Annotated in this window: 24 protein-coding genes and 1 pseudogene; 5 read left to right on the top strand and 20 right to left on the bottom strand. The window is 57.4% G+C overall.

Annotated features, from left to right (window positions below):
* Window positions 1-21: 21 nt before the first annotated feature.
* The 15 genes from ACTG2O_RS14785 to yceD all read right to left on the bottom strand — a co-directional run bounded on the left by ACTG2O_RS14785 (window position 22) and on the right by yceD (window position 12,190).
* A complete protein-coding gene (locus tag ACTG2O_RS14785; RefSeq protein ID WP_272870685.1) occupies window positions 22-210 on the bottom strand; it encodes a DUF3653 domain-containing protein in 189 nt (62 codons plus the stop codon).
* A 243-nt stretch (window positions 211-453) separates the two neighbouring features.
* Window positions 454-1,395, bottom strand: coding sequence for a site-specific integrase (locus ACTG2O_RS14780; protein WP_019446412.1), 942 nt, complete (start codon window positions 1,393-1,395; stop codon window positions 454-456).
* Window positions 1,396-1,767: 372 nt separating this feature from the next.
* Window positions 1,768-2,547: a TatD family hydrolase gene (locus ACTG2O_RS14775; protein WP_019446413.1), complete on the bottom strand. Its 780-nt coding sequence runs from the start codon at window positions 2,545-2,547 to the stop codon at window positions 1,768-1,770.
* Between the two features lie 25 nt (window positions 2,548-2,572).
* Complete coding sequence (gene holB, locus ACTG2O_RS14770) at window positions 2,573-3,520, bottom strand: DNA polymerase III subunit delta' (RefSeq protein ID WP_019446414.1); 948 nt, start codon at window positions 3,518-3,520, stop codon at window positions 2,573-2,575.
* Window positions 3,505-4,146 (bottom strand): dTMP kinase, encoded by a 642-nt coding sequence (gene tmk / locus ACTG2O_RS14765; protein WP_019446415.1) that lies wholly within the window; start codon window positions 4,144-4,146, stop codon window positions 3,505-3,507. The genes holB and tmk overlap by 16 nt, the downstream gene beginning before the upstream one ends.
* Window positions 4,146-5,147, bottom strand: coding sequence for an endolytic transglycosylase MltG (gene mltG / locus ACTG2O_RS14760; RefSeq protein WP_005333156.1), 1,002 nt, complete (start codon window positions 5,145-5,147; stop codon window positions 4,146-4,148). Before mltG ends, tmk begins: the two co-directional genes overlap by 1 nt.
* Complete coding sequence (pabC, locus tag ACTG2O_RS14755) at window positions 5,137-5,943, bottom strand: aminodeoxychorismate lyase (RefSeq protein WP_439976215.1); 807 nt, start codon at window positions 5,941-5,943, stop codon at window positions 5,137-5,139. Before pabC ends, mltG begins: the two co-directional genes overlap by 11 nt.
* A gap of 68 nt (window positions 5,944-6,011) precedes the next feature.
* Complete coding sequence (gene fabF, locus ACTG2O_RS14750) at window positions 6,012-7,253, bottom strand: beta-ketoacyl-ACP synthase II (protein WP_201946488.1); 1,242 nt, start codon at window positions 7,251-7,253, stop codon at window positions 6,012-6,014.
* Window positions 7,254-7,335: 82 nt separating this feature from the next.
* Window positions 7,336-7,572, bottom strand: a complete 237-nt coding sequence (gene acpP / locus ACTG2O_RS14745; protein ID WP_439976212.1) for an acyl carrier protein — start codon at window positions 7,570-7,572, stop codon at window positions 7,336-7,338.
* Between the two features lie 158 nt (window positions 7,573-7,730).
* Window positions 7,731-8,465 (bottom strand): 3-oxoacyl-ACP reductase FabG, encoded by a 735-nt coding sequence (fabG, locus tag ACTG2O_RS14740; RefSeq protein ID WP_439830602.1) that lies wholly within the window; start codon window positions 8,463-8,465, stop codon window positions 7,731-7,733.
* 13 nt (window positions 8,466-8,478) lie between these two features.
* Window positions 8,479-9,414: an ACP S-malonyltransferase gene (fabD, locus tag ACTG2O_RS14735; protein WP_005333161.1), complete on the bottom strand. Its 936-nt coding sequence runs from the start codon at window positions 9,412-9,414 to the stop codon at window positions 8,479-8,481.
* Between the two features lie 71 nt (window positions 9,415-9,485).
* Window positions 9,486-10,445, bottom strand: a complete 960-nt coding sequence (locus ACTG2O_RS14730; protein ID WP_019446418.1) for a beta-ketoacyl-ACP synthase III — start codon at window positions 10,443-10,445, stop codon at window positions 9,486-9,488.
* Between the two features lie 7 nt (window positions 10,446-10,452).
* On the bottom strand, window positions 10,453-11,472 hold the full coding sequence (plsX, locus tag ACTG2O_RS14725; RefSeq protein WP_019446419.1) for a phosphate acyltransferase PlsX: 1,020 nt from the start codon (window positions 11,470-11,472) through the stop codon (window positions 10,453-10,455).
* A 9-nt stretch (window positions 11,473-11,481) separates the two neighbouring features.
* The gene (rpmF, locus tag ACTG2O_RS14720) at window positions 11,482-11,649 is read right to left on the bottom strand and encodes a 50S ribosomal protein L32 (protein WP_005300935.1); all 168 of its coding nucleotides are present in this window, start codon (window positions 11,647-11,649) and stop codon (window positions 11,482-11,484) included.
* A gap of 19 nt (window positions 11,650-11,668) precedes the next feature.
* Window positions 11,669-12,190: a 23S rRNA accumulation protein YceD gene (gene yceD / locus ACTG2O_RS14715; RefSeq protein WP_005345553.1), complete on the bottom strand. Its 522-nt coding sequence runs from the start codon at window positions 12,188-12,190 to the stop codon at window positions 11,669-11,671.
* 118 nt (window positions 12,191-12,308) lie between these two features.
* Between yceD and ACTG2O_RS14710 the strand changes: the two genes are divergently transcribed.
* A complete protein-coding gene (locus ACTG2O_RS14710) occupies window positions 12,309-12,890 on the top strand; it encodes a Maf family protein (protein ID WP_019446421.1) in 582 nt (193 codons plus the stop codon).
* A gap of 102 nt (window positions 12,891-12,992) precedes the next feature.
* Here the strand turns inward: ACTG2O_RS14710 and ACTG2O_RS14705 are convergent, their stop codons facing one another.
* Window positions 12,993-13,655 (bottom strand): HAD-IA family hydrolase, encoded by a 663-nt coding sequence (locus tag ACTG2O_RS14705; protein WP_439976208.1) that lies wholly within the window; start codon window positions 13,653-13,655, stop codon window positions 12,993-12,995.
* Window positions 13,655-14,599 (bottom strand): 23S rRNA pseudouridine(955/2504/2580) synthase RluC, encoded by a 945-nt coding sequence (gene rluC / locus ACTG2O_RS14700; RefSeq protein ID WP_202801611.1) that lies wholly within the window; start codon window positions 14,597-14,599, stop codon window positions 13,655-13,657. Before rluC ends, ACTG2O_RS14705 begins: the two co-directional genes overlap by 1 nt.
* 413 nt (window positions 14,600-15,012) lie before the next feature.
* Between rluC and rne the strand changes: the two genes are divergently transcribed.
* Window positions 15,013-18,108, top strand: a complete 3,096-nt coding sequence (gene rne, locus ACTG2O_RS14695) for a ribonuclease E (protein ID WP_026035073.1) — start codon at window positions 15,013-15,015, stop codon at window positions 18,106-18,108.
* Window positions 18,109-18,255: 147 nt separating this feature from the next.
* Here rne and ACTG2O_RS14690 read toward each other — a convergent pair.
* Both ACTG2O_RS14690 and ACTG2O_RS14685 read right to left on the bottom strand, forming a co-directional pair.
* Window positions 18,256-19,423: pseudogene (locus ACTG2O_RS14690) on the bottom strand (IS3 family transposase).
* Window positions 19,424-19,541: 118 nt separating this feature from the next.
* On the bottom strand, window positions 19,542-19,814 hold the full coding sequence (locus ACTG2O_RS14685; protein WP_019446426.1) for an acylphosphatase: 273 nt from the start codon (window positions 19,812-19,814) through the stop codon (window positions 19,542-19,544).
* An 81-nt stretch (window positions 19,815-19,895) separates the two neighbouring features.
* Here ACTG2O_RS14685 and ACTG2O_RS14680 point away from each other — a divergent pair, with 81 nt between their 5' ends.
* From ACTG2O_RS14680 to ACTG2O_RS14670, 3 genes are all read left to right on the top strand, one after another.
* Window positions 19,896-21,326 carry a methyl-accepting chemotaxis protein gene (locus ACTG2O_RS14680; RefSeq protein ID WP_439976205.1) on the top strand — a complete coding sequence of 477 codons (1,431 nt, stop codon included), beginning with the start codon at window positions 19,896-19,898 and terminating at the stop codon, window positions 21,324-21,326.
* A gap of 112 nt (window positions 21,327-21,438) precedes the next feature.
* Window positions 21,439-22,632 carry a class I SAM-dependent methyltransferase gene (locus ACTG2O_RS14675; RefSeq protein ID WP_005336736.1) on the top strand — a complete coding sequence of 398 codons (1,194 nt, stop codon included), beginning with the start codon at window positions 21,439-21,441 and terminating at the stop codon, window positions 22,630-22,632.
* Window positions 22,633-22,981: 349 nt separating this feature from the next.
* Window positions 22,982-24,166 (top strand): acyltransferase family protein, encoded by a 1,185-nt coding sequence (locus ACTG2O_RS14670; protein WP_257124908.1) that lies wholly within the window; start codon window positions 22,982-22,984, stop codon window positions 24,164-24,166.
* Between the two features lie 34 nt (window positions 24,167-24,200).
* Here the strand turns inward: ACTG2O_RS14670 and ACTG2O_RS14665 are convergent, their stop codons facing one another.
* Complete coding sequence (locus ACTG2O_RS14665) at window positions 24,201-24,629, bottom strand: GNAT family N-acetyltransferase (protein WP_439976203.1); 429 nt, start codon at window positions 24,627-24,629, stop codon at window positions 24,201-24,203.
* Between the last annotated feature and the right edge of the window lie 224 nt (window positions 24,630-24,853).

Here is a 24,853-nt window from a genome sequence, read left to right as displayed (position 1 = left end):
ATTCTGAGGTCGGCAAACGCCTTAGCGCCCCGTGTACTTAACCTTTGGGGATTTCCATCTTGGGAAGTGTTCAGCGCCCATAATGTCGATTAGCTCCAGTCGCTGACGTGTCATTTGTGACCCTGCGGGCGTTATCAGGTGGTATCCGGACATCCTCCATCCCTCCCAATATCGCTCGAAAATGGTTGGTAATTCCCTGCCTGATGCCATTCGCATGACTCGTTTGTATATCTCTGGCATCACTTTCCCTTCGTCCCATAGCGTGACCTCTGTCACAGAAACAAAACAAAGATTTGCTGTTTCTTCGATACTTAACCCGCACTCAAACCAACGAAAAATGAAGTTTTTTGTAATATTCCGTTTCATACAGTTCAAACCATCAAAACTGGCTAATTCCAGCGGCGCACAGTTTGAGCCTCTATTTAACGTAATCTCTGAAGTGACGCAGTTGTGTCAAAGCAAGCCATCAAGGGCATGATCGGAGAATTTATGGGCATCATCGAAGTACTCCTGCAGGGTTCGCATATCCTTGTGGCGAGTGACTTCAATGATCTTGTTCATCGGTTTGCCGGCAGTCACCGCCGAGGTGATAAAACCGCGCCGCAGGCTATGGCCACTGACGTAAAGATCGTCGATGGTTTGGCCGGTTCGCCGCTTGATCATCAGGTTGATGCCCTGTGGGCCGAGTGGTTCGGCCATCAATTGGCCCCAGCGGTTCATGCGCCGAAACAGCGGCCCCTCGCTGATCCGGCTTTTGTGTAGCCATTTTTGCAGTGCCGACACGGGGCAATAGTGCTTGCCCGGAATCAAGGCTATCTCGGTTTCATGCAGCTGATGCTTGCTCGGTTTGAGGCGAAGGCGGATCCCCTGCCCCATAAAATCGAGATCGCTAACCTCAATTCGGGCCGCTTCCGAACGGCGCAAGGCGCCACTGAACATCAGCAGTATCAGGGTGTGATCACGCAAACCCGCGAGGTCATTGGTGTCGATGCCATCCAGTACCTGGATCAATGGTTGCAGCGTCAGGGCACCGGTTTTGCGCTTGCGGTTATCCCCTAACCTGACAATACCGCGCATCATCTCCTTGATTTCGGGATGTTCGGTGGGCATGGGGTGAATTCCTTTCTGCTTGAAGGCATAACGGATCCCCGCCAGCCGTCTCACCAAGGTTGCTGGTTTTCGAGGCTCGCCATTACGCAGCTCCCCCTTCCCCCCCTCTTTATCCAGCCATATCCAGTCGGCCAATACGCCGTCGGCCTGATCAGCGAGAAAATTCATGATGTCGTGATGGGTCGTTTGTAGCGGATCCAGCCCGTGCAATTGGCACCAGAAGACAAAAATACGGGTATCAGCCTGATAGGCATTGAGGGTGGAATCCGCTTTTGCACTGCGCAAAAAGCGGCGCGCCCGGCTATTTAGTTGCGCATCAAAAACAGTCTGCAGTGACTGATGAGCTGGATTAGACAAGGTTGGATATGCCACGGAACGCTATGATTAATATGAAGTTTGAGAGGATCTTACAGGATCCTTCCCACACATCAAGTATCGATAATGAATATTATCGATACTTATAGCCTGATGTTTTTATACCTCTTGGCCACATTAGATAAACGAAACATCAGAATATGATTCGACTCGGTTTGTATGGATGAACAGGCTACATAGACTGGATAAATGTGAGAGATAACACAGTTCGGTGTTGATATTCAGGTGGGTAATCAGCTTGGTATTTGAAATATAAAAGCCCCGAGCAACGGGGCTTATGTGTTATTTTTTCGCCAGTTTGAATAGTTCAAAGAAATTTCGGCTGGTGGCTTCTGCCAATTCATTAAGCGGAATATGACGCAGATCGGCAATAAACTGCGCAACGTCTCGCACAAAGGCGGGTTCGTTCTCCCTCCCCCGATGCGGCACGGGGGCAAGATAGGGCGAGTCGGTTTCGACCAGCAATCTGTCGAGGGGAAGTGCCTTGACCACCTCTTGCAGTGCAGACGCATTTTTGAAGGTGGCGATCCCGGAGATGGAGATATAGAACCCCATCGCCATCGCCGCTTGCGCCATCTCGAGGGATTCGGTGAAGCAGTGCAGCACACCGCCGACCTGATCAGCGCCCTCTTCTCGCATGATCTGCAAGGTATCTTGCTGGGCATCGCGAGTGTGGATGATCAGCGGCTTGTTCAGCGCGCGAGCAACCCGGATATGTTCGCGGAAAGAAGCTTGCTGCACTTCCTTGTTCTCGGGGGAGTAGAAGTAGTCGAGCCCGGTCTCACCGATGGCGATCACTCTTTCGTCCGCCGCCTGAGTAAGCAGCAAGGCTGCATCCACCCCGGGTTCCTGATTGAGCGGGTGTACCCCGCAAGAGGCAAACACTTGGGGATAAGGTGCGATCGCCTCGAGCATGGTCGGGAACTGTGCCTGAGTCACACTGACACAGAGAAAATATCCCACGTCCAGTTTCGCGGCCTTGGCAAGTACATCAGACATGCTGGTCTGCTTGCTGCCATAGCTGAGGCGATCGAGATGACAATGGGAATCAACGAGTAACATATAAAACCTTTCTGCTTGTCGGTACTTATAACCAGCGACTGAGCCAGTTCATCAGATGGATGGTGGGATTGGAGAGCTGGCCCGGCTGGCATGCCGCTTTCAGGGCTACCAGATCTTGTTCTGCCTCCAGCAGTTTTTCGCTGGAGTGCTGCTCCGCCAACCGTTGACTCAAGATGGCCAGATCAGGCATGGCCAGCTGATGGTGACCGCATCCTGCCTGGGTTTTCAGGGCATCGCACAAGAAGAGCTGCAACCAGTGCAACCTTACCAGCGTCTCCTGACCAAGCTGGCTGCACAGTGCCGTCGCCTTGACCGGACTTTGACTCAGGGCGACAAACTGCTCCAGCAATTCGCGGCGAGTACCGTCCTGTTGCTGCTCGATATAGTCGAGTACCCGCAACGGGGCCCCTTGACAGATCCGCACCTGAGCCAACGTGGCCTGATGACCCTGCTCGGCCAACCAGCGTACTGTTTCCCCTTCCGCAGGCAATTGACAGACATGTTTGTGACAGCGACTGAGAATGGTGGGAAGCAACCGGGAAATCTGGGAGGCAATCAGCAACAGCAAGCTGTCGCCGGCCGGCTCTTCCAGGGTTTTCAACAGGGCGTTAGCCGCCGATTCGGTCATCCGCTCCGCCTCAGGAATAATCACCACCTTGCCACGGCCGAGCTGGGCAGAGCCCTGCAGCCGGGTGCAGATCTCGCGAATAGCCTCGACCCCGATTGTCTTGCTGTCGCGGGTGATGGTGCCAAGATCCGGGTGGTTGCCCTTGTCAAATAACTGGCAGGAGTGGCAGTGGCCGCACGGCTCTCCGCGATCCGGTTGCTGACAAAGATGCAGACGCGCCAACCGCTCGGCCAGCTGTTCTTTGCCAAGACCGGGATCGCCGAGCAACAACCAGGCGTGGCCGAGACGACCGGACTGGGCAGTCTGGCTCAGGGCATGCCAGTCGGGGATCAGCCAGGGATACATAGGCGCTCGTTTGACAGATAGTGATCCAATGCAAGCTCGATGGCAGCTTTGACCTGTTCCGGCGTTTGCGCCGCATCGATCACCACAATGGAATCATCCTTGGCGGCCAGTTCGAGATAACGAGTTCGGGTGCGCTCGAAGAAGCTCAGTTGCTCCAGTTCGATGCGATCCAGCTCGCCACGATGGCGCGCGCGCTGCAAGCCAAGGGCGGGATCGATATCGAGATAGAGGGTGAGATCCGGCTTGAAGTTGCCCAGCACTGCCTGCTTGATGGCTCCGATAAGCTGTGCATCGATACCACGGCCGCCACCCTGATAGGCCTGGGAGGAGAGATCGTGGCGATCCCCCACCACCCAGACACCGTCGGCCAGTGCGGGTTTGATGCGGGTCTCCACCAGTTGTACCCGGGAGGCATACATCAGCAGCAATTCCGCCTCGATGGTGAGGCGCTCGTCGTGCACCTCTTTGACGATGGCCCGCATCCGCTCGGCCAGTGGCGTACCACCCGGCTCGCGGGTGCACTCGATCCGGTTGATGCCGTGGCGCTGCAGATAGTCGGTCACATAACGAACGGCCGAGCTCTTCCCTGCCCCTTCCAATCCTTCGATCACAATAAATTTAGACATTAGGGTTTCTTCAATATGTATTCGCGAACCGCCCGATTGTGTTCATCGAGGGTCTTGGAGAAATAGTGAGCACCGCCCCCCTTGGCGACAAAGTAGAGATAATCGGTCGATTTGGGGTTAAGCGCAGCTTCGATGGAGGCCTTGCCCGGCATGGCAATAGGCGTGGGCGGCAAACCGTCGATCACATAGGTGTTGTAGGGATTCTTGTCGGTCAGATCGCTGCGGCGAATGTTGCCATCGTAGCGATCTTTCACCCCGTAAATGACGGTGGGATCGGTTTGCAACTTCATGCCCAGACGCAGACGATTGACAAACACCGAGGCGATCTGTGCCCGCTCGTCCGGCTGGCCGGTCTCCTTCTCGATGATGGAGGCCATGATCAGCGCCTCATAGGGCGTTTTGTACGGCAGGTTGGCCTGACGTTTCTCCCAGCTCTGCTGCAGGAAAGTCTCCATATCCTGATGGGCGCGACGCAAGATCGAGAGATCGCTGGCATGGGTGGTATAGGCATAGGTTTCCGGCAGGAACCAACCCTCCAGCTTGCCATTCTCGATGCCGAGCTCCTGCGCCAAGTCGGCTTCGGATTGCTCGACGGTCAATCGCTCAAGGTATGGGGCGCTGGAGAGCTGCTTCTGCCAATCCTCGAAACGGGAACCTTCGACGAAGGTGAGGCTGAAGTGAAACTCCTTGCCCGATGCGAACAGAGAGAGGGTCTCCTTGAGAGGGGCCCCTTCCTTGATTTCATAGGTGCCCGATTTGATGGCCACCAGTTCGGGATGGCTGCGCAGCCAGAGCCGCACCGCCCAGGGGCTGGTTTCCCCCTCACCTAGTTCGGCGATGAGGCGCGCCGCATGGGCGCCCTTCTCCACCGTAAAGAGCCGGGTCGGCCCCTTGTTGGTGAGCGTCTCTACCTGTTGCCATTTGTAATGTACATAGCCCCCGGCAGCGGCTACCGTCAGTGCCGCCCCCGCGAGCAGGGTGTAAAGCCGATTAAACTTCAATGACCAAACGCTCCTGTAAACGGCGACTCAATACCGCTGTGGGATAGTGAATATCCTCGATGCAATTGACCGGCACGACCCCCATCAGGGTATTGGTGAGCCACACCTCTTCCGCCTGCCATAGTGACTCCAGCGGAGCCTCTACCACACGCAACTCAATACTCATCTGTTTCAACATCGCCATCACCTGGCGGCGCATGATGCCATCGACACCACCGCGGGCGAGATCGGGTGTAAACACCGTCTTGCCCCGACGCCAAAACAGATTGGCACTGACCCCTTCAATCAGAAAACCACGACTGTTAAGCACTATCCCTTCGACTGCATTTCGGCTGACAAGTTCGCTTTTCAGCAATACCTGCTCCAGACGATTCAAGGTTTTAAGCCCGGCTAGCATAGGCGCATCACCGATCCTCTGGCGGCACACCACTATCTCGATCCCCTCCTGTTGCCACTGGCCATAGTGAGTGGGAAATGGTGCCAGAGTGACAATCCGGGTTGTGTGCTGACATCCGCTGCCGTCATAGCCCCGCCCCCCCTCGCCGCGGGTCAGGATCACCTTGGCCACGCATTGTGGCTGGTCGGCCACAATCTCTTCAACCTCCCGGGTCAAGAGATCCCAGTCCGGTTCAACCAATCCCAGCCGGTTGTTGGCCAGCTGCAACCGTGCCAGATGGGCAGGCCACTGCAACACGCGACCCTCCCTGACCGCCATGGTGGTGAAATGACCGTCACCATAGGCCAGCCCCCGATCATGGGCCGAGATGGTATCAAGCTTCATGCCATTGATAAGCAAAGGGATCCCTCCGATAAAAAAGGCCCGATACCGGCAGTATCGGGCCTGTGTCTTTGCCCTGCGGCAAATTATACGCGTTTGAAGATCAGTGAGCCATTGGTGCCGCCAAAACCAAATGAGTTGGAAAGGGCGTACTCGAAGCTGCCAGGCTTGGCCACATGGGGTACCAGATCCAGATCGCACTCATCATCCGGGTTATCCAGGTTGATAGTGGGCGGAGCCACCTGATCACGCAGGGCCAACACAGTGATGATCGCCTCGATGGCACCGGCGGCGCCCAACAGGTGACCGGTCATGGACTTGGTGGAGCTCACCATCAGGGATTTGGCGTGCTCACCAAACACCGACTTCATGCCACGCAGTTCAGCCACATCACCCAACGGGGTGGAGGTACCGTGCGCGTTGATGTAACCAATCTGCTCGGGGGCAATGCCAGCATCCTTGATGGCATTTTTCATGGCGCGAGCACCACCGTTGCCATCTGCAGGAGGCGCAGTCATGTGGTACGCGTCACCGCTCATGCCAAAACCGACCAGCTCGGCGTAGATCTTGGCGCCACGGGCCTTGGCGTGTTCGTACTCTTCCAGCACCAGTACACCGGCACCGTCACCCAGCACGAAACCATCGCGATCTTTATCCCACGGACGGCTCGCTTTTTGCGGCTCGTCGTTGCGGTTGGAGAGTGCCTTGGCGGCAGCGAAGCCACCCATCCCCATCGCGGTGGAGGCTTTCTCGGCACCGCCGGCGACCATCACGTCGGCATCACCGTAAGCGATCATCCGACCCGCCATACCGATGGCATGGGTACCAGTGGTACAGGCGGTCGTCACGGCGATGTTCGGCCCTTGCAGACCTTTCATGATGGAAAGATGACCGGACACCATATTGATGATGGTGGACGGAACGAAGAAGGGACTGATCTTGCGCGGGCCGCCATTGACCAAGCTTTCGTGGTTCTGTTCAATCAGACCCAGACCGCCGATACCGGAGCCAATCGCCACGCCGACACGTTCGGCATTCTCTTCATTGATGGTCAGGCCGGAATCATCCAGCGCCTGGATACCGGCCGCGATGCCGTATTGAATGAAGAGATCCATCTTGCGAGCGTCTTTACGGTTGATACCGTACTGCTCGGGATCAAAATCCTTCACCAGACCTGCGAAGCGGGTTGCAAACTCGCTGGCATCAAAGTGTTCGATAAGGGAAATGCCGCTCTGCCCGTTGAGCAGTGCTTGCCAGCTGGATTCGGCAGTGTTACCCACCGGGGAAAGCATCCCCAAGCCGGTCACCACGACTCTGCGTTTTGACACTGAGGTAGTCTCCGAGAGGTGTTTTGAAAAGGAACAAATACAAAAGAAGCGGCCCTTGGGCCGCTTCTCTTAGAACAGGAACTTATTCCTGATTAGCGGTGATGTAGTCGATAGCCGCTTGAACAGTGGTGATCTTCTCGGCTTCTTCATCAGGAATTTCGGTATCGAATTCTTCTTCCAGCGCCATTACCAGTTCAACGGTATCCAAAGAGTCAGCGCCCAGGTCGTCGACGAAGGAGGCAGCTTTCTTAACGTCTTCCTCTTTAACACCCAGTTGTTCGATGATGATTTTCTTTACGCGTTCTTCGATGTTGCTCATGACCTGAATTTTCCTTTAAAAATACGCTATTTGCGTCTGGTTGGGGTAGTTTATTCAATTGACGTGAGTTTGCAAGTAGCTTGCCGCTGGTCAAACCACGAAATGTGCCAAACTTCGGCGTACTATCGCAAATTTGAACAGATCTTACGACAAATTGATTACACCATGTACATCCCGCCATTAACATGCAGGGTTTCGCCGGTGATATAGGCTGCTTCATCAGAAGCCAAGAATACCACAGCTGCGGCAATTTCTTTTGGATCACCCAAACGGGCGGCAGGCACCTGACTCATGATGCCGGCACGTTGATCGTCATTCAGGGCACGGGTCATGTCGGTTTCGATGAAACCGGGAGCAACCGCGTTCACTGTGATACCACGGGATGCCACTTCCCGCGCCAACGACTTGGTAAAACCAACCAGACCGGCCTTGGCGGCAGCATAGTTGACCTGACCGGCATTGCCCATGGTTCCCACCACGGAGCCAATGTTGATGATGCGACCGTGACGTTTCTTCATCATGGCACGCAGCACAGGTTTGCTCAGACGATAAAGCGAGGTCAGATTGGTATCGATGATCTCGTTCCACTCGTCATCTTTCATCCGCATCAACAGGTTGTCACGGGTGATACCCGCGTTGTTGATCAGGATGTCGATGTCGCCAAAGCGCGCCTTGATGGCGGCGAAGACGGCTTCGATGGATTCCTGGCTGGTCACGTTCAGTGCCATGCCGCAACCATTCTCGCCCAGATAGGCGCTGATCGCCTCGGCACCGCTCTCGCTGGTCGCCGTACCGACCACTTTCGCGCCACGGGCCACGAATGTTTCGGCAATCGCACGGCCGATGCCACGACTGGCACCGGTCACCAACACAACCTTATCGGTAAAGCTCATCACTTGCTCCTGTTTACTTGATCTGGGCCAGCGCCTGCTCGAAAGAGGCGGCATCGTTGGCGTGAATACCTTCCACGCGCTTGTCGATACGCTTGGCGAGCCCGGTCAACACTTTGCCCGGTCCCATCTCGATCTCGAGGGTAACCCCCTCGTTGGCCATCCGCTCGACAGTCTCGGTCCAACGAACCGGGCTGAACAGCTGACGTACCAGCGCTTGCTTGATGGCGGCCGGATCCTGTTCACAGGATACGTCGACATTATTGATGACAGCGATGGTTGGAACCTTGATCTCGATCCCGTCCAGCGCAGCTGCCAGTTTTTCTGCGGCAGGTTTCATCAGCGCGCAGTGAGACGGCACGGAGACCGGCAGCGGCAGCGCACGCTTGGCGCCCGACTCTTTCATCAGCACGTTGGCGCGCTCAACGGCCTCTTTGTGACCGGCGATAACCACCTGGCCCGGGGAGTTGAAGTTGACCGGAGAGACCACCTGCCCTTGTGCCGCTTTTTCGCAGTTGGCGGCGATGGATTCGTTATCCAGACCGATGATGGCCGCCATGGCGCCGGTGCCTTCCGGTACCGCTTCCTGCATGGCCAGACCACGCAACTCGACCAGTTTGACCGCATCGGCAAAATCGAGTGCGCCGCTGCAAACCAGCGCGGAGTACTCACCCAGGCTGTGACCCGCCATCATGGCAGGAGTTGCCCCACCCTGCTGTTGCCACAGGCGCCACAGGGCGACAGAGGCCGTCAGCAGCGCAGGCTGGGTGCGCCAGGTTTTGTTCAGATCTTCAACCGGACCATCCATCACCAGGGCAAACAGGTCATAACCCAGCACCTGACTCGCCTCGGCGAAGGTCTCCTTGATCACGGCATGTTGTTCGGCCAGCTCGGCCAGCATGCCAACGGACTGGGAACCTTGTCCCGGGAAGGCAATGGCAAATTGGGTCATCATTGATTCCTTTTAGATAAGACAAAAATGAAATCGGTGACGGGATGATGGGCGCACCATCCCGCCGAAGATCAGAGGCGAACCAGCGCCGAGCCCCAGGCAAAACCGCCGCCGAAGGCCTCCAGCAGTACCAGCTGACCCGGTTTGATCCGGCCATCCCGCACCCCTTCGTCAAAGGCGACCGGAACGGAAGCGGCAGAGGTATTGCCGTGCTTGTCGAGGGTCAGCACCACTTTATCGAGGCTCATACCCAACTTCTTGGCGGTGGCGCTGATGATGCGAAAGTTGGCCTGATGCGGCACCAGCCAATCCAGCTCGCTCGGCTTGATGCCTGCAGCAGCAAGGGTTTCGGTGACGATCTCGCTCAGACGGGTGACCGCGACCTTGAAGACATCGTTGCCTTTCATATACATGTAGGCTTCGAGCTCGGCACCCGGCATGCCGCGGCGAGGGTGCGGCAGCTTGAGCAGCTCGCCATAACGGCCATCGGCATGGAGATGGGTAGAGAGGATGCCCGGCGTCTCGCTGGCACCGACAATCACAGCCCCAGCCCCATCACCAAACAGGATGATGGTGCCGCGATCTTGTGGATCGCACATGCGGGAGAGTACATCGGCCCCGACGACCAGTACATGGCGGGCGGCGCCGGATTTGACGAACTGATCGGCAATGGAGAGCGCATAAGTGAAGCCTGCGCAGGCCGCTGCCACGTCAAAGGCAGGGATGCCCGGTACGCCGAGCAGCCCCTGCAGCTCGCAGGCGGCAGCCGGGAAGGCATTTTCAGCACTGGTAGTGGCCAGCACTATCATATCGAGATCGGCAGCGGTCAAACCGGCTGCATCCAAGGCGCGCAGGGCGGCCTGGTAAGAGAGGGTGGCAACGGTCTCGTCAGCCCCGGCAATACGGCGCTCACGGATACCGGTGCGTTCCACGATCCACTCATCACTGGTCTCAACCATCTGCTCGAGATCGGCGTTGGTACGCACTGAACTCGGCAGGTAGCTGCCAGTACCCAGAATTTTGCTATGCATAGAGTTCTTATAGATCCCTGTCAGAGAAGACAGCTTCAAGGCGATCTGCTATTTGCAGTGGAAGTTGATGTTTGGCCTCTTGTGCGGCCAGCAGGATCGCATTACACAGAGCGCGCCGTTCGGCCCGCCCATGACTTTTTACCACAATGCCGCGCAATCCTAACAGACTTGCCCCGTTATACTGGTCGGGGTTCAGGTAAGAAAAACGCCGTTTGAACATAAATCCGGCGATCCGGCCAAGAAAAGTGCGTTTCTTGCGGGGATATCCGGCCAGCTGGGCCATCATCCGCACCACCCCTTCTGCCGTCTTGAGGGCGACATTGCCGACAAAACCGTCGCAGACGATCACGTCGCTGTCGCCGCTGAAGATGCGATCCCCTTCGACGAACCCGACATAATTGAGCGCGTGGCACTGACGCAACAATTCGGCGCTGTGGCGCACCAGATCGTTGCCCTTGATCTCCTCCTCGCCGATGTTGAGCAAGGCAACACGAGGTAATGCTATGCCTTCTACCTTTTCGGCCACGACGGAGCCCATCACCGCAAACTGCAACAGGGTATCGGCATCGCAACTGACGTTGGCGCCGAGATCCAGCATCACAGTGCGTTTACCACTCAATGTTGGCAACGCCTTGATGAGGGCTGGTCTGTCTACCCCGGGTAGAGATTTGAGCACGCACTTGGCCATCGCCATCAACGCACCTGTATTGCCAGCACTGACGCAGGCATCGGCCTCACCGGCTTTCACCAGATTGAGTACCACCCGCATGGAGGAGTCTTTCAGAGTACGCAGCGCCACGATCGGTTTATCGCCCATGCCAACTACCTGGGATGCATGTACGAAACGAACGCGGGGATGATTCAGCAAGCCATGTTGCTGCAGCAAAGAAGAGGTCTGGTGCTGGTCGCCGACCAGGATCAGTTTTAGCTGGGGTAAAAGAGACAGTGCCTGCACGGCGGCAGGCACTGTTTCCGAGGGGCCAATATCTCCCCCCATGATGTCTAGCGCGACAGTTTGCGTAGACAAAGGCAATCCTTAAGCGATTACCTTTTTACCGCGGTAGAAACCATCGGCAGTCACGTGGTGACGACGATGAATTTCGCCACTGGTCTGATCAACAGTCAGGGCAGCGGTGGTCAGCGCATCGTGGGAACGACGCATGCCACGCTTGGCACGGGTTTTACGGTTCTGTTGTACGGCCATTGTAGGCTAACTCCTAAATTCACTTACGTTTAAGCTCTTCAAGAACTGCAAAGGGATTCGGCCGCTCATCAGCAGGTTCGATTTCACCCCAGGTCATCTCCATGTTTCCTCTCGGGCATGCATCCAGAGAATGCATAGCGACTTGAGGCAACGAGAGGATGAGTTCATCCTCCAGGATTTGATGAAGATCTATCTCGCCGTTTTCGTCCAACTCAATGGGCTCATAAGCTTCCGGCAGTTCTTCCTCGTTTGTTCTTTCGAACAGCGGAGTGTAGATAAATTCAGCTTCACAGAGGTGTTCGAATGTCTCTCCGCAACGTTGGCAAACCAGGTCAACCTTGGCATGGGCAGTGCCTTTCATAACGGTCAACTTCTGGACATCTTTGCCAAAGTGCAGTGATACCTCGATATCACTCTGCAAGCCAGCGGTTGATTCCTCCAGCCTGGGCATCTGCGACTTTTCCACTATCCCGATGTAATCGAGCAGCTTCAAGGCACTACGGACTGGATCAACCTTAACGGGCAACTTCACCTTTTGCATAGGGCGCGAATAATATAGGTCCAACAACTGATAGTCAAAGGAAAAAGTCCTTACCGCCGATGATTTTAACGTCACAAGTCCCTAGAATGCCGGTACTCGCTTTCATCGGTACCTGATTATGCCACAGAATCTGATCCTCGCCTCAACTTCTCGCTATCGCAAAGCCCTGCTGGAGAAGCTCGGCCTCCCCTTTGAATGTGCCGCCCCCGATGTGGATGAACGCCCGCTGGCTGGCGAATCCGCCGAGGCGCTGGTGGCCAGACTGGCTCGTGCCAAGGCTGATGCCATCGCCCGACATCGTGATCACGGCTTGATCATCGGATCTGATCAGGTGTGTGTCTGCGATGGACGCATCCTCGGCAAACCGGGCACCATCGACAATGCCATCGCCCAGCTGATGGCGGCTCAAGGTCGCAGCGTCACCTTCTATACCGGCCTGTGCGTGGTAAATGCCGCAACCGGTGAGACTCATCAACTGGTGGAACCTTTCACCGTCCATTTTCGTAACCTCGATGAAGCCGCCATTCGCCGCTATGTAGAGGCAGAATTGCCCCTAGATTGTGCGGGCAGCTTCAAATGTGAAGGGATGGGGATCGTTCTGTTCAAGGGGCTGGAGGGGCGCGACCCTAACGCATTGATCGGTCTGCCACTGATCGGCCTGATCGAACTGCTGGAGCGCCACGGTATTGCCCTGCCCTGATTGCGGACGAGAATAGATAAGCTAGATCGAGGATATAAAAAGCCCGATCAATAGACCGGGCTTCTGTTATCAATCAGATTGATGTCTGTTAAAAAGAGGCGTCTAAAACAGCGCGCGAAGAGCCTTCATGGAGTCCACCACCGCCACAGGTCCTTGACGACCGAGGGCATCCCGACTATCTACACCCCAAGTAACGCCGATGCGCGGCATGGCAATTGCCTCGGCCATCGCCATATCGTGAACAGAGTCGCCGATCATGACGGCCTGCCGGGGTGACAGCCCCAGCTCGTCCAGGATCTGCTCAAGCATCAGCGGATCAGGCTTGGAGCGAGCCTCATCGGCCCCACGACTGGTCACAAACAACGAGCGCAGCCCGGTCTCATCCAATACCCGATCCAGCCCACGGCGCGATTTGCCGGTAGCGATGGCCAGTTGCAGCCCTCGTAACTGCCAGTCATGCAGCAACTCCCCAGCCCCGGCAAACAGCGGGCTGGGGGTCGCGTCGTGCAGATAGTGATGACGATAGCGATCGATGATTGCGGCAATCTGGCGCTCACCGCTGGTGGCGCCACTGCCACTGCATAAGGGGAACAGACGGGACATGGCGACATCGAGGCTCAATCCGATGATCTGCCGGATCTGGGCTGGTGCAGGTACCGCCAGCTCACAATCTCTGGCGGCCGCTTGCACACAGGCCACAATCCGGCCTACCGAATCCATCAGGGTACCGTCCCAATCGAAAATGGCGAGCCGGATATCCTGCATCAGCGTGGCAAGCCGTTGAGGAAGTTGTCGAGCTCAGGTGCGAGCGGCGCTTCTACCTGCATTTCGCGACCATCGGCCGGATGGGTGAAGCTGAGCTTCCAGGCATGCAAAAAGAGCCGTTTCAGACCTTGGCTGCGCATTTTCTCGTCAAATGCTGCTTCACCGTACTTATCGTCACAGGCGATCGGATGACCGGCATGCAGGGTATGCACGCGGATCTGGTGGGTACGACCGGTGATGGGGCTGCACTCGACCAGGGTCGCTTCGGCAAATTGACGCACGATACGGAACCGGGTTTCGGAGGGCTTGCCATCGGCACTGACCCGTACTACCCGTTCACCGGATTGCAGATCGTTTTTGCGCAGCGGCGCATTAACCACCTTGACGTGAGCCTGCCACTTGCCACGCACCAGCGCCAGATACTGTTTGCGCATGGTCTTGATGCGCAACTGCTCATGCAGGCTGCGCAGGGCGCTGCGCTTCTTGGCAACCAGCAATACACCAGAGGTGTCGCGATCCAGTCGATGAACCAATTCGAGGAAACGGGCTTCCGGCCGCAGGGCTCGCAGCCCTTCAATCACGCCAAAGCTCAGGCCGCTGCCGCCATGTACTGCCATGCCGGAGGGCTTGTTCAGCACGATCATGGCATCGTCTTCGAACAGGATCTGGCTCTCCAGACGCTGGATAACCCCGAGGTTTGCCGAAGGCAGCTCATTCTTCTCGGCAACGCGCACGGGGGGCACCCGCACCTCGTCACCTGCGCAGAGTTTGTACTCCGGTTTGATGCGCTTTTTGTTTACTCGCACTTCGCCTTTACGAAGGATGCGATAGATCAGGCTCTTGGGGACGCCCTTTAGCTGAGTCTTGAGAAAATTGTCGATGCGCTGCCCGTCATGCTCAGCTTCGATGGTGAGCAGCTGCACTTGTTGTTGTATCTGTGTCATGGCGCGGATTTTAACACTGCCCGCGCCCCTTGGCTGCATGGTTTGTTGAAAAATGGCGCCTTGCTATAAAAGAGGTTTAAATGGGATAATAAACAAGGTTTTGTCATTGTGTTCAAGCCTTGTACTAAGTGGCCAAAAAGTATGCCACCCAATCCCGAAACACCGTGTATACAAGAACATGACGGTTCCCGGGTGCGAGGTACAACGCATGGAGAACACAAACATCACCGTTTATTTGTCTCCATTTCGGCATCCTTATTCATTCCTTCTCGAGAAGTGATGACCAGAACGCCCTTAGTTTGCGCCTCATGCATACCCCAACCGGGAGGTTGCCCCAGTATGCTGAAGACCCGAGGCCGGCGCTGGCAGGACCCAGATGGAGGAAATCAAAATGACACAATAATGAGAACTCAATGAAAAGAATGCTTATCAACGCAACTCAAGAAGAGGAGTTGCGCGTAGCGCTGGTTGACGGACAACAGCTCTACGATTTGGATATTGAAAGTCCGGGACACGAGCAGAAGAAAGCGAACATTTACAAGGGTAAGATCACCCGCGTAGAACCCAGCCTTGAAGCTGCTTTTGTCGACTACGGCGCCGAGCGCCACGGTTTCCTGCCGTTGAAGGAGATCGCCCGCAATTACTTCCCCTCCGGTTACTCCTATCAGGGTCGTCCCAACATCAAAGAAGTGGTCCGCGAAGGTCAGGAAGTTATCGTCCAGATCGACAAGGAAGAGCGTGGCACCAAGGGTGCAGCCCTCACCACCTTTATCAGCCTGGCAGGTAGCTACCTGGTACTGATGCCCAACAACCCCCGTGCCGGTGGAATCTCCCGCCGCATCGAGGGTGATGAGCGGACTGAACTGAAAGAAGCCCTGAGCGGATTGACCGTGCCGGAAGGCATGGGCCTGATCGTACGTACCGCCGGTGTGGGCAAGTCTCCGGAAGAGCTGGAGTGGGATTTGAACGTTCTGCTCAACCACTGGGACTCCATCCACAAGGCCTCTCAGGAGCGCGCTGCGCCGGTGCTGATCCACCAGGAAAGCAACGTCATCGTGCGTGCCATCCGTGACTACCTGCGTCGCGATGTGGGCGAGATTTTGATCGACAATCCGGTGATTTTCGAACGCGCCAAGGCCCATATCGAGCTGGTACGTCCCGATTTCCTCAACCGCGTGAAGCTGTACAAGGGTGAAGTAGCCCTGTTCAACCACTTCCAGATTGAGAGCCAGATCGAATCAGCCTTCCAGCGTGAAGTGCGCCTCCCTTCCGGTGGCAGCATCGTTATCGATCCGACCGAAGCGCTGACCTCCATCGATATCAACTCCTCCCGCGCCACCAAGGGCGGCGATATCGAAGAGACTGCGCTGCAAACCAACCTGGAAGCGGCCGACGAAATTGCCCGTCAATTGCGTCTGCGCGACCTGGGTGGCCTGATCGTAATCGACTTCATCGACATGACCCCGGTTCGCCATCAGCGCGAAGTGGAAAACCGTCTGCGTGAAGCTGTGCATCAGGACAGGGCCCGTATTCAGCTGGGCCGGATCTCCCGTTTCGGTCTGCTGGAGATGTCTCGCCAGCGTCTGCGCCCCTCCCTCAACGAGTCCAGCAGCCATATCTGCCCCCGTTGCCAGGGTCAGGGCGTGATCCGTGACAACGAATCTCTCGCCCTGTCCATCCTGCGTCTCATCGAAGAAGAGGCCATGAAGGACAATACCGAGCAGGTTCATGGCCAGGTGCCAGTGGATGTTGCCGCCTATCTGCTTAACGAGAAGCGTGCCGCCATCGCCAGTCTGGAACAGCGCAATGATGTGCGTGTTTACATCATTCCGAACCAGCATCTGGAAACCCCGCACTACGAAGTGACTCGCATTCGTCAGAACGAGATCCCGGAAGCGGCCAGCTACGAACTGAAAACCGAGATTGCCAAGCCGGTCTACCAACCGAAGCAAGCTCAGGTGATCGAGCGTGAGCAACCGCTGCTGCAAGGCTTTGCCCAACCGGCACAACCGGCCCCTGTGGCGCCGCAACAGCCGGCGGCTCCCGTTGCTGCGGCCCCTGCCGAAGCCGGCTTCTTCAGCAAGCTGATCAAAGGCATTACCGGCCTGTTCAGCAGCGATGCAGCCCCTGCCGACGTGAAAGCGCCCGCCGAGAAACCAGCAGCTCGTGAAGTACGCAAGGATGAAGGTCAACGTCACCAGCGCGAAGAAGGCCGTGGCCGTGGTCAGCGTCCTCGTCGTGATGACAATCGTGGCAACCGCAACAATGCGGAAGCTGGCGAGAAGCGTGAAGGTGGCAACCGCGAAGCCGGTGAAAACCGCAATCGCCGTCCCCGCAAAGAGCGCGAGCCTCGTCAGGAGCGTGAAGCCCGTGGTGAGGTGCGTAGCGAACAGCGCATGGAACGTGAACCCCGTCAGGAGCGCGAACCTCGCGAGCCGCGCCAGGAACGTGCGCCACGTCCAGCCCGTGAACCTCGTGCTCCCCGTGAGCCGCGCGCCGAAGTCGTTGTTGAAGCGGTAGATGCCGTTGATGCAACTGCCGTCCAGCCACGTCAGGAGAAAGAGCAGAAAGTGGCCGAGCGCCGCGAACGTCGCCAACTGCGCAAGCAGATCCGCGTCGATGTCGCCGCTGCTGACACCCCTGCCCTGCCGGTTGACGAAGTACCAGCGCAAGCTGAAGTGATCGATGCCACCGTGGGTAACGAGCAGGAAGAGCAGAGTGAAGGCCAGCGCCGTTCACGCCGCACTCCGCGCAGCCAGCGCATCGAAGGTCAGCGCCGCAAGCGCATCAACGAAGATGCCCGCAGCCAGCGTGACGAAGAACAGCAAGATACCACCACGCTGACCACCGCAGCCCAGGCAGATATTGCCAAAGCACAGGTTGAAGAGCCGGTAGCACCTGTTGTCACCATCCCGAGCGCTGAAGCCATTGCCGCAGCCCTGCAGGCCTCTGCAGCACTGACCGAGCACGTGGTTGCCGAGGCCATCGCTGAAGAAGCTGCCGAGCAGGCCACTGCCCAGGTTGAAGCAACTCAAGCCGATGTTGCCGTAAGCCCGGTTGTTGAAACCGTTGCTGAGGTAGTGGTTGCAGCAGAGCCAGAAGTAGCTGTTGTCGCTGCTCCGGTTGCCGACGTGGCTCCCGACACAGTGGTTGAAACTGTACCGGTTGTTGAAGCCCCTGTTGTTACCGCGCCTGTCGTAGAAGCTGCACCGGTCGCCGCTGCAGTCGAGATGCCAGCTGCTGTTGTCGAAACCCCGGCACCTGTCGCTGCCGTTGTTGCGGAAGAGACTCCGGTCGTCACCAAACAGGTAGCACGCTCCGCTGGCTTGCTTGCTCGTGCCCGCAAGGCATCCGCCCCGATGGCAACTCCTGCCGAGGCCCCTGCCCTGCCTGCCCGCGAGCCGGTTAACTACCCGCCGCTGGTACGCAACGAGGTGAGCACCTCAGGTCGTCACGGTGGCAGCACTGCCGCCGTCAACGTGGCCACCTGCCCGGCCGGTCGCCCCTAAGCAACCCGGGTTGACCCCCTAAACAAAAGCCACACCAACCGGTGTGGCTTTTTTATTTCTCGTGTCCCGTTCTGAATATGGTTTACACCTTTTCCCCCAATAAATGGAGAACCCTGAGGTGTCCTGACAAGATCGGACAGTCCCAGATCAAGCAGCCTGAGCTGTTCTCCAATACCTCTTGTTAAACTCCGCCGGGCTGACATTGCCAAGTCGTGAATGCCGACGTTGGCGGTTGTAAAAAATCTCTATGTATTCCTGAATCGCTGCCTTGGCCTCCGCTCTCGTCTTGAATCTATGGTGGTGAACCAGTTCATTTTTAAGAGACCCCCAGAAGCTTTCTATCGGGGCATTGTCGAAGCAGTTCCCCTTGCGTGACATGGAGGTCTGCATGCCAAATTGTACCTGGAGAGCCCGGTAAGCCTTGGCACAGTACTGACTGCCCCGGTCTGTGTGATGAATAAGCCCAACTGGTGGCCTCTTCTGCTGCACAGCCCGAAACAGCGCCTGACTGACCAACCTGGTGGTCATTCGCTCTCCCATCGCATAACCCACTATCTCACAGGTAAACACATCCTTGAGACCAGCCAGATAAAGCCAGCCTTCGTCGGTGGCGATATAGGTGATATCACCGGTCCAGACTTCGTTGGGCTTCGTCGGCGTAAAGACCTGACCAAGGCGATTCTCCGCCACAGGCAGGGAATGAGCAGAATGGGTTGTCGCCTTGAATTTGCACTTTTGTTTGCAAGACAACCCCATTTCACGGCGCAATCGCCCAATTCGGTCCCGTCCGGCGTAAAATCCTTCGGCGGCCAACTCAGCTTGTAAACGCGCTGCGCCATAGGTCTGGCGCGTCTTGCTGTGAGCAGCCCGAATGGCGAGGTTGAGTCGTTCATCTTCTTGTTGGCGCTGTGACAGTGGACGCTGGCGCCAGTGGTAGAAGCCCGCACGAGAGACCTCCAGCACACGACAGATAACGGAAATGGGATAGAGATCCTGCTGGTTGGCTATCCACGCGTACTTGGCAGTGACTCCTGAGCAAAGTACGCGGCGGCCTTTTTTATGATGTCGCGCTCCATGTTGGCTTGTGCGAGAGCTTTGCGTAGCCGGGCCACTTCACCTCCAGCTCGGCGACAGAACGCGCTCCGGGAATGGCCGATGTATCCTTTCCTCCTTTGGCTGCGACCACCCAGTTGCTCAGTGTGCCTTTGGCTATACCCAACCTTCTGGCGGCTTCAGCTTGGCCAAGGCCTTGCTCCAACAGCAGTCGAACCGCCTCTGCCCGAAACTCTGGTGAATAGTGTTCTCTCGATTTCATTAAATACCCCCGATTGTCTCATAGTAACAATCGGGACTGTCTGTGAAAATCAGGATACCTCACTAAACGTGATGCTGTGAATTAAGGAAAAAAATATAGTTGTCTTGCCCCTAAAACCTCAGTTGGTATGAAAGCCTTGGCCGGTGGGCGGCAGCGCCTCCTCATACTCCATCCGGGTCACTCTGGCGGTGCGCGGGCCATGCTCCAGCCACCCCAGCATCATCTGCACCCCCTGCGCGGAGCCGCTGATGAGGATCTCCACAGAGCCATCCTCCAGGTTGTAGGCATGGCCCCGCAAACCCAGTTGCAGCGCCCGCTCGCGGGTGAAATAGCGAAATCCCACCCCCTGCACCTGCCCCCACACCCGAATGACAAACGATTGCTCTCCCATTTCTCACACCTTCCGCTTAAGAAAAAATTTCCCGAGACGATAATGTGCCGACACTCTATCTCTGCAGGATGCAGCTCCATTATGAAAGAAGTTAAATTTCGGTGGGTTGACCGCTATCTCATTCACCTCACCATCAGTGAAAAATTCCATATCGCGTTCTGGTTACCTCTATTCATCATCGCCTTCCTCAGCTGGTACATGCTGGCGGCCAGCCATCAGCAGGAGGTCTCCCTGCGGGTAGCACAGTTGCAGCAACGGGTCGAAACCACGGCGCAGCTGGTCAGCCAGCAGCCAACTCTGGTGTTGCCTGCTGATCTGCGTCTGACCCGGCAAGGCAGCAGCGGGTTGCAGCAGCAAGGAGGTCACTACCTCTTTACCGCGCCAGCAGGTCAGGTAGGCTACGTCACCGGTGATCTCGACACCGGCAACCTCTCCATGTGGGAAGGTCAGGGCTCGACCCTGCTCCTGATCGGCGCGCTGGCCGCCCTGATGGCACTGGTGATCCACTACATGATGACCTTTGTCTCCGGTGCGCTCTACTCCACCAACAAGGCGCTGCAAACCGTGGCGGACGGGGATCTCACCTTCCGACTCAACTTCTTCCCGGTGCGGGACGAGTTCTCCACCCTGGCGGGCAGCATCGACCGATTTACCGACCGCCAGCACCAGATCGTCAAACTGGTGGAGGAGTCTGCCGAAGCGCTGACCATGGCCGCCGACGAGTTTCGTGACCATGCCCGCGAAGGCGAGACCATGGCGCGTTCACAGCGCCAGCACATGGATTCACTGGCCACTGCCATGGAGCAGATGTCGGCAGCGATCCGCGAAGTGGCGCGCAATGCCAACGACACCCTGCAGCAGACCCGCCAGTCGAGCCAAGAGGCGGCCAATGGCGCCAACCGGGTGGCCCGCACCATCGAAGCGATCCGTACTCTGGCCGACGAGATTGGCAACGCCTCCGGCGCGGTCGAGCGGCTCACCCACAACGCCAACCGGATCAACGAGGTGGTCAACGTCATCAACGCCATCTCCCAGCAGACCAACTTGTTGGCCCTCAACGCCGCCATCGAAGCGGCCCGTGCCGGTGAGCAGGGTCGCGGCTTTGCGGTGGTAGCGGATGAAGTGCGTACTCTCGCCAGCCGTACCCAGCAGGCGACGGTGGAGATCCAGCAGATGATCGAAGAGCTGCAGACCGGTACCGGCGCGCTGAACGAGATCATGGAGAAAACCGTGGGGCGTGCCGCCAGCAGCCAGCAGCTCATCAGCGAGGTGGGGCTCGATATCGAAAAGCTCAGCAACCACAGCGATGCGGTACTGGAGATGAGTACCCAGATCGCCACCTCCAGCGAAGAGCAGAGCTCGGTCGCCACCGAGATCACCCACAATCTGGATCAAGTGCGCCATGAAGCGGCGCAGGTGGAAGAATCCGCCAGCGCCTCGGTAGCCGGTACGCAGGGGCTGAAAGCCACCGCCAGCGAGCTGACCCAGGCGCTCAAGGGGATTAAGCTCTGACCATATGAGGTGTCAGATCAGGGCAACCCCATCCATTACACAGGGTTGTTTGAGTTTTACCTGCGGGCCACATAGAATGTGGCCCTTTTCTTTCTACCATCGGCAAACATCCATGAGCGCTTCCATCTATCTCGTCAAAGGCCGCGAAAAATCCCTGCTGCGTCGCCACCCCTGGATCTTCTCCAAGGGGATTGAGCGGGTTCAGGGCAACCCCATTGACGGCGATACCGTCGAGATCTATGCCAACGATGGCAAGTGGCTCGCCCGTGGCGCCTGGTCAGGCAGTTCCCAGATCCGTGCTCGAGTCTGGACCTTCGACAAGGATGAGACCGTCGATCTCGACTTCTTTATCCGTCGTCTCAAATATGCGCAGGAGTCTCGCGATCCGCTGATCAAGCGTCAGGGTCTCACCGGTTATCGCCTCTGCGCCGCCGAATCCGACGGCCTGCCGGGTCTGACCATCGACCGTTATGCCGATTTTCTGGTGTGCCAGATCCTCTCTGCCGGTGCCGAGTTCCAGCGTGAGCTGATAACGCAGGCACTGCGTACCCTCTACCCAGAGTGCAGCATCTATGAGCGCTCCGACGTGGCAGTGCGCAAGAAGGAAGGGCTGAAAGAGCGCACCGGCGTTATCTATGGCGAGACCCCGAATGAGCCGGTGGTCATCGAGGAGAACGGTGGCGTCAAGATCCTAGTGGATATTCGTAACGGCCATAAAACCGGCTTCTATCTGGATCAGCGGGATAACCGTCAGGCTGCTGCCAAGTATACCGAAGGCAAGCGGGTGCTCAACTGCTTCTGCTACACCGGTGGGTTTGGCGTTTATGCCCTCAAGGGCGGCGCCAAGGAAGTGGTCAACGTCGATCTCTCCCAGAATGCGCTGGATATCGCCCGCCAGAATGCCGAGCTGAACGGGCTGGATACCAGCAACACCCAGTTTGTCCGTCACGACGTCTTCAAGCTGCTGCGGGAATATCGTGAGAAGGGCGAGAAGTTCGATGTCATCGTGCTGGATCCGCCCAAGTTTGCCGAGAGCAAGGCCCAGCTGCTTGGCGCCTGCCGTGGCTACAAGGACATCAACATGTTGGCGTTCCAGCTGCTGGCACCGGGTGGCGTGCTCTTGACCTACTCCTGCTCCGGCCTGATGGAGCAGAGCCTGTTCCAGAAGATCGTCGCCGATGCGGCACTCGATGCAGGTCGCGATGCCCAGATCCTGGAGCTGCTCTCCCAGGCTTCCGATCACCCCATCGGTACCGCCTATCCGGAAGGCTTCTACCTCAAGGGTCTGGTGGTGCGCGCCCGCTGATCGGTCGTCATATTCCCTTGTGATCAATCAGGCCCCTTGCGGGCCTGATTGTTTTGCATCGCGCCGTATAAACCTGAGCCTGACGCTCGCCCCGATGACCACCCTCTCTGCTTTATTCGCGTTCCTTCTCCTCCTCTTTTACTGCCAGCGCCCCACTTCTTCTCTGTTTAAATTACTTTGCACAATAACTGCACATTTATGATTTAAATCACATCCGTATGACTCTCTTTTCCGTAGTGTGATCCCGCCTGCGGCAGCCGAGCCGGGGCAACCGTCCCGTCAGGATTGATGGGCGGCACAACAACAAAATAGATGTCAGGCCAAGCTGAACATCACAAGGGATCCCGATATGAATCAATCATTGCCGCTGTTAACGCCGCTGCGGGGCATCGCTGCCCTGATGGTGGTGCTGTTCCATGCCCGATTATTGCTCTTTCCCCAGTGGATGGAGCCGATCGCAGGCCACACCCAACTCATCGAGAACGGCTACCTCTGGGTCGACCTGTTCTTTATTTTGAGCGGCGTGGTGCTGGCCCATGTCTATGGCGAGGCTTTCACCCGCACGCCCCGCACTATCGGTTATGGCCGCTTTCTCTGGCTGCGGCTGACCCGCGTATACCCCCTCTATATGGTGACCCTGCTATTGCTGGTTGGCTGGGAGCTTTACAAGGCACAGCACGGGGTGGGCTTCTATGCTGGCCCCCTGTTCAAGATGTGGGAGTGGGAAGGGATGCCGCCCTTCGGTTCACCCTTCACCCCGGCCGAGGCGCTGCCAAGCGCCTTCCTGCTGCTGCAGGTGGTGACCGATCACGGGCTGACCTGGAACTTCGCCGCCTGGTCGCTCAGCGTAGAGTGGATCAGCTACCTATTGTTCCCGCTGCTTATCCCGCTGGCGGTGACCCGCAGTCGCTGGAGCCATCTCGCCCCCCTGCTGGCGCTGACGGTGCTGGCCTTTATCGTACACAGTCGCGGCACCTTGGATGTCACCAGCGGGGCGCTGGCGGTGGGACGCGGGGTGAGTGAATTTGTGCTCGGCCTCTGGCTGCTGCCAAGGGTCAAGGCCGCGCAAGGCTTGCCCATGATGAAGCATGATCTGCCGCTGCTGGTAGCCTTTGTGCTGCCCTTCGCGCTGATGCAGTTCACCATGACGCCGCAGCTGACACTGCTGCTGATCGGCTCCTACGTGCTGCTGATCTGGATTGCCGCCGCTCAGGGGGAGCGCCGGAGTCCGCTGCTGCGCCTTTTGGATAACCGCTTCACCAACTGGCTGGGAGATCTCTCCTACTCCATCTACCTGCTCCATGCGCTGGTGCTGCTCACTGGCTGCGAGCTGATCCACTATCTGGCGCCGGGGATCACCGAATGGTGGTATGGCCAGACCAACCCGCTGCTGGGGGTAGTGGCAACCTTGCTGATGCTGGTGGTGCTGATCGGGCTCTCGGCGTTGAGCTACAACCTGCTGGAGCGGCCACTGCAACGGCGCCTGCGCCGCTGGGGCAAGTCACGGCAACCGGCGCTGGAGCAAGCCGGATAAGCTAATCTCGCCCTGTCTGGATGAGTTGACGGGCTTATGCCAACTCATCCAGTACCAGTTCATCCAGATTGCTCATCACCCAGGCGCTCGGGTGCTGGCTAAATCCAAGCTTGGGGTAGTACGCCACCGCCTGCGGCGCGGCCAGCAGGATCAGCTTGCAGCCGGGCTGCAATTGTAAAAACGTCTCGCGAATAAGGGCTTTGCCAATCCCCAGCCCCTGCACCGACTCGGCCACCGCCAGATCCGAGAGGTAGCAACAAAAATGAAAATCGGTCACCGAGCGGGCCACACCGACCAAGGTCTCGCTCTGCCAGGCGGTGATCAGCAAATTGGCGTTATCCAGCATGCCCTGCAGGATGGCCGGATGGTCCAGCGGCCGTCTCGCCCCGAGCGAGGTTTGCGCCAACAACTCCGCAAGCTGTGCCGTGGTGATGGGGTGGTTAACCAAAAATGTTGTGGTCACTAAGCTCTCCTGTTGTCGATCGGCTGTTGCGTGCTGTGGATCTCTTTGACGTCCTCTTTGCTGCATCTGTACTGCAATCAATCAGCCAGCGCCGGATCCAGAGCGATGACAGGCAAGTGCGGGCAATTCCCTGCTGTTTATGTGAATTCCTGTTCGAACCCCAAGGGGCAAATGTGGCATAATGCCCCGTCCTGTGGCCCTTGGCGGGGCTGCGCTGGCGCACC

This window comes from Aeromonas sp. 61P, assembly GCF_051919545.1.
Lineage (GTDB): Bacteria > Pseudomonadota > Gammaproteobacteria > Enterobacterales > Aeromonadaceae > Aeromonas > Aeromonas veronii.
The sequence above is the reverse complement of the archived record's forward strand: the minus strand, read 5'-3'. Positions and strand labels throughout refer to the sequence as shown.

What these genes read in the sequence shown, in the direction of transcription:
- ACTG2O_RS14785 (WP_272870685.1), bottom strand. Translation starts at nt 210, where the DNA reads ATGGCATCAGGCAGGGAATTACCAACCATTTTCGAGCGATATTGGGAG.
- ACTG2O_RS14775 (WP_019446413.1), bottom strand. Translation starts at nt 2,547, where the DNA reads ATGTTACTCGTTGATTCCCATTGTCATCTCGATCGCCTCAGCTATGGC.
- holB (WP_019446414.1), bottom strand. Translation starts at nt 3,520, where the DNA reads ATGTATCCCTGGCTGATCCCCGACTGGCATGCCCTGAGCCAGACTGCC.
- tmk (WP_019446415.1), bottom strand. Translation starts at nt 4,146, where the DNA reads ATGTCTAAATTTATTGTGATCGAAGGATTGGAAGGGGCAGGGAAGAGC.
- acpP (WP_439976212.1), bottom strand. Translation starts at nt 7,572, where the DNA reads ATGAGCAACATCGAAGAACGCGTAAAGAAAATCATCATCGAACAACTG.
- fabG (WP_439830602.1), bottom strand. Translation starts at nt 8,465, where the DNA reads ATGAGCTTTACCGATAAGGTTGTGTTGGTGACCGGTGCCAGTCGTGGC.
- fabD (WP_005333161.1), bottom strand. Translation starts at nt 9,414, where the DNA reads ATGACCCAATTTGCCATTGCCTTCCCGGGACAAGGTTCCCAGTCCGTT.
- ACTG2O_RS14730 (WP_019446418.1), bottom strand. Translation starts at nt 10,445, where the DNA reads ATGCATAGCAAAATTCTGGGTACTGGCAGCTACCTGCCGAGTTCAGTG.
- rpmF (WP_005300935.1), bottom strand. Translation starts at nt 11,649, where the DNA reads ATGGCCGTACAACAGAACCGTAAAACCCGTGCCAAGCGTGGCATGCGT.
- yceD (WP_005345553.1), bottom strand. Translation starts at nt 12,190, where the DNA reads ATGCAAAAGGTGAAGTTGCCCGTTAAGGTTGATCCAGTCCGTAGTGCC.
- ACTG2O_RS14710 (WP_019446421.1), top strand. Translation starts at nt 12,309, where the DNA reads ATGCCACAGAATCTGATCCTCGCCTCAACTTCTCGCTATCGCAAAGCC.
- ACTG2O_RS14705 (WP_439976208.1), bottom strand. Translation starts at nt 13,655, where the DNA reads ATGCAGGATATCCGGCTCGCCATTTTCGATTGGGACGGTACCCTGATG.
- rluC (WP_202801611.1), bottom strand. Translation starts at nt 14,599, where the DNA reads ATGACACAGATACAACAACAAGTGCAGCTGCTCACCATCGAAGCTGAG.
- rne (WP_026035073.1), top strand. Translation starts at nt 15,013, where the DNA reads ATGAAAAGAATGCTTATCAACGCAACTCAAGAAGAGGAGTTGCGCGTA.
- ACTG2O_RS14685 (WP_019446426.1), bottom strand. Translation starts at nt 19,814, where the DNA reads ATGGGAGAGCAATCGTTTGTCATTCGGGTGTGGGGGCAGGTGCAGGGG.
- ACTG2O_RS14680 (WP_439976205.1), top strand. Translation starts at nt 19,896, where the DNA reads ATGAAAGAAGTTAAATTTCGGTGGGTTGACCGCTATCTCATTCACCTC.
- ACTG2O_RS14675 (WP_005336736.1), top strand. Translation starts at nt 21,439, where the DNA reads ATGAGCGCTTCCATCTATCTCGTCAAAGGCCGCGAAAAATCCCTGCTG.
- ACTG2O_RS14670 (WP_257124908.1), top strand. Translation starts at nt 22,982, where the DNA reads ATGAATCAATCATTGCCGCTGTTAACGCCGCTGCGGGGCATCGCTGCC.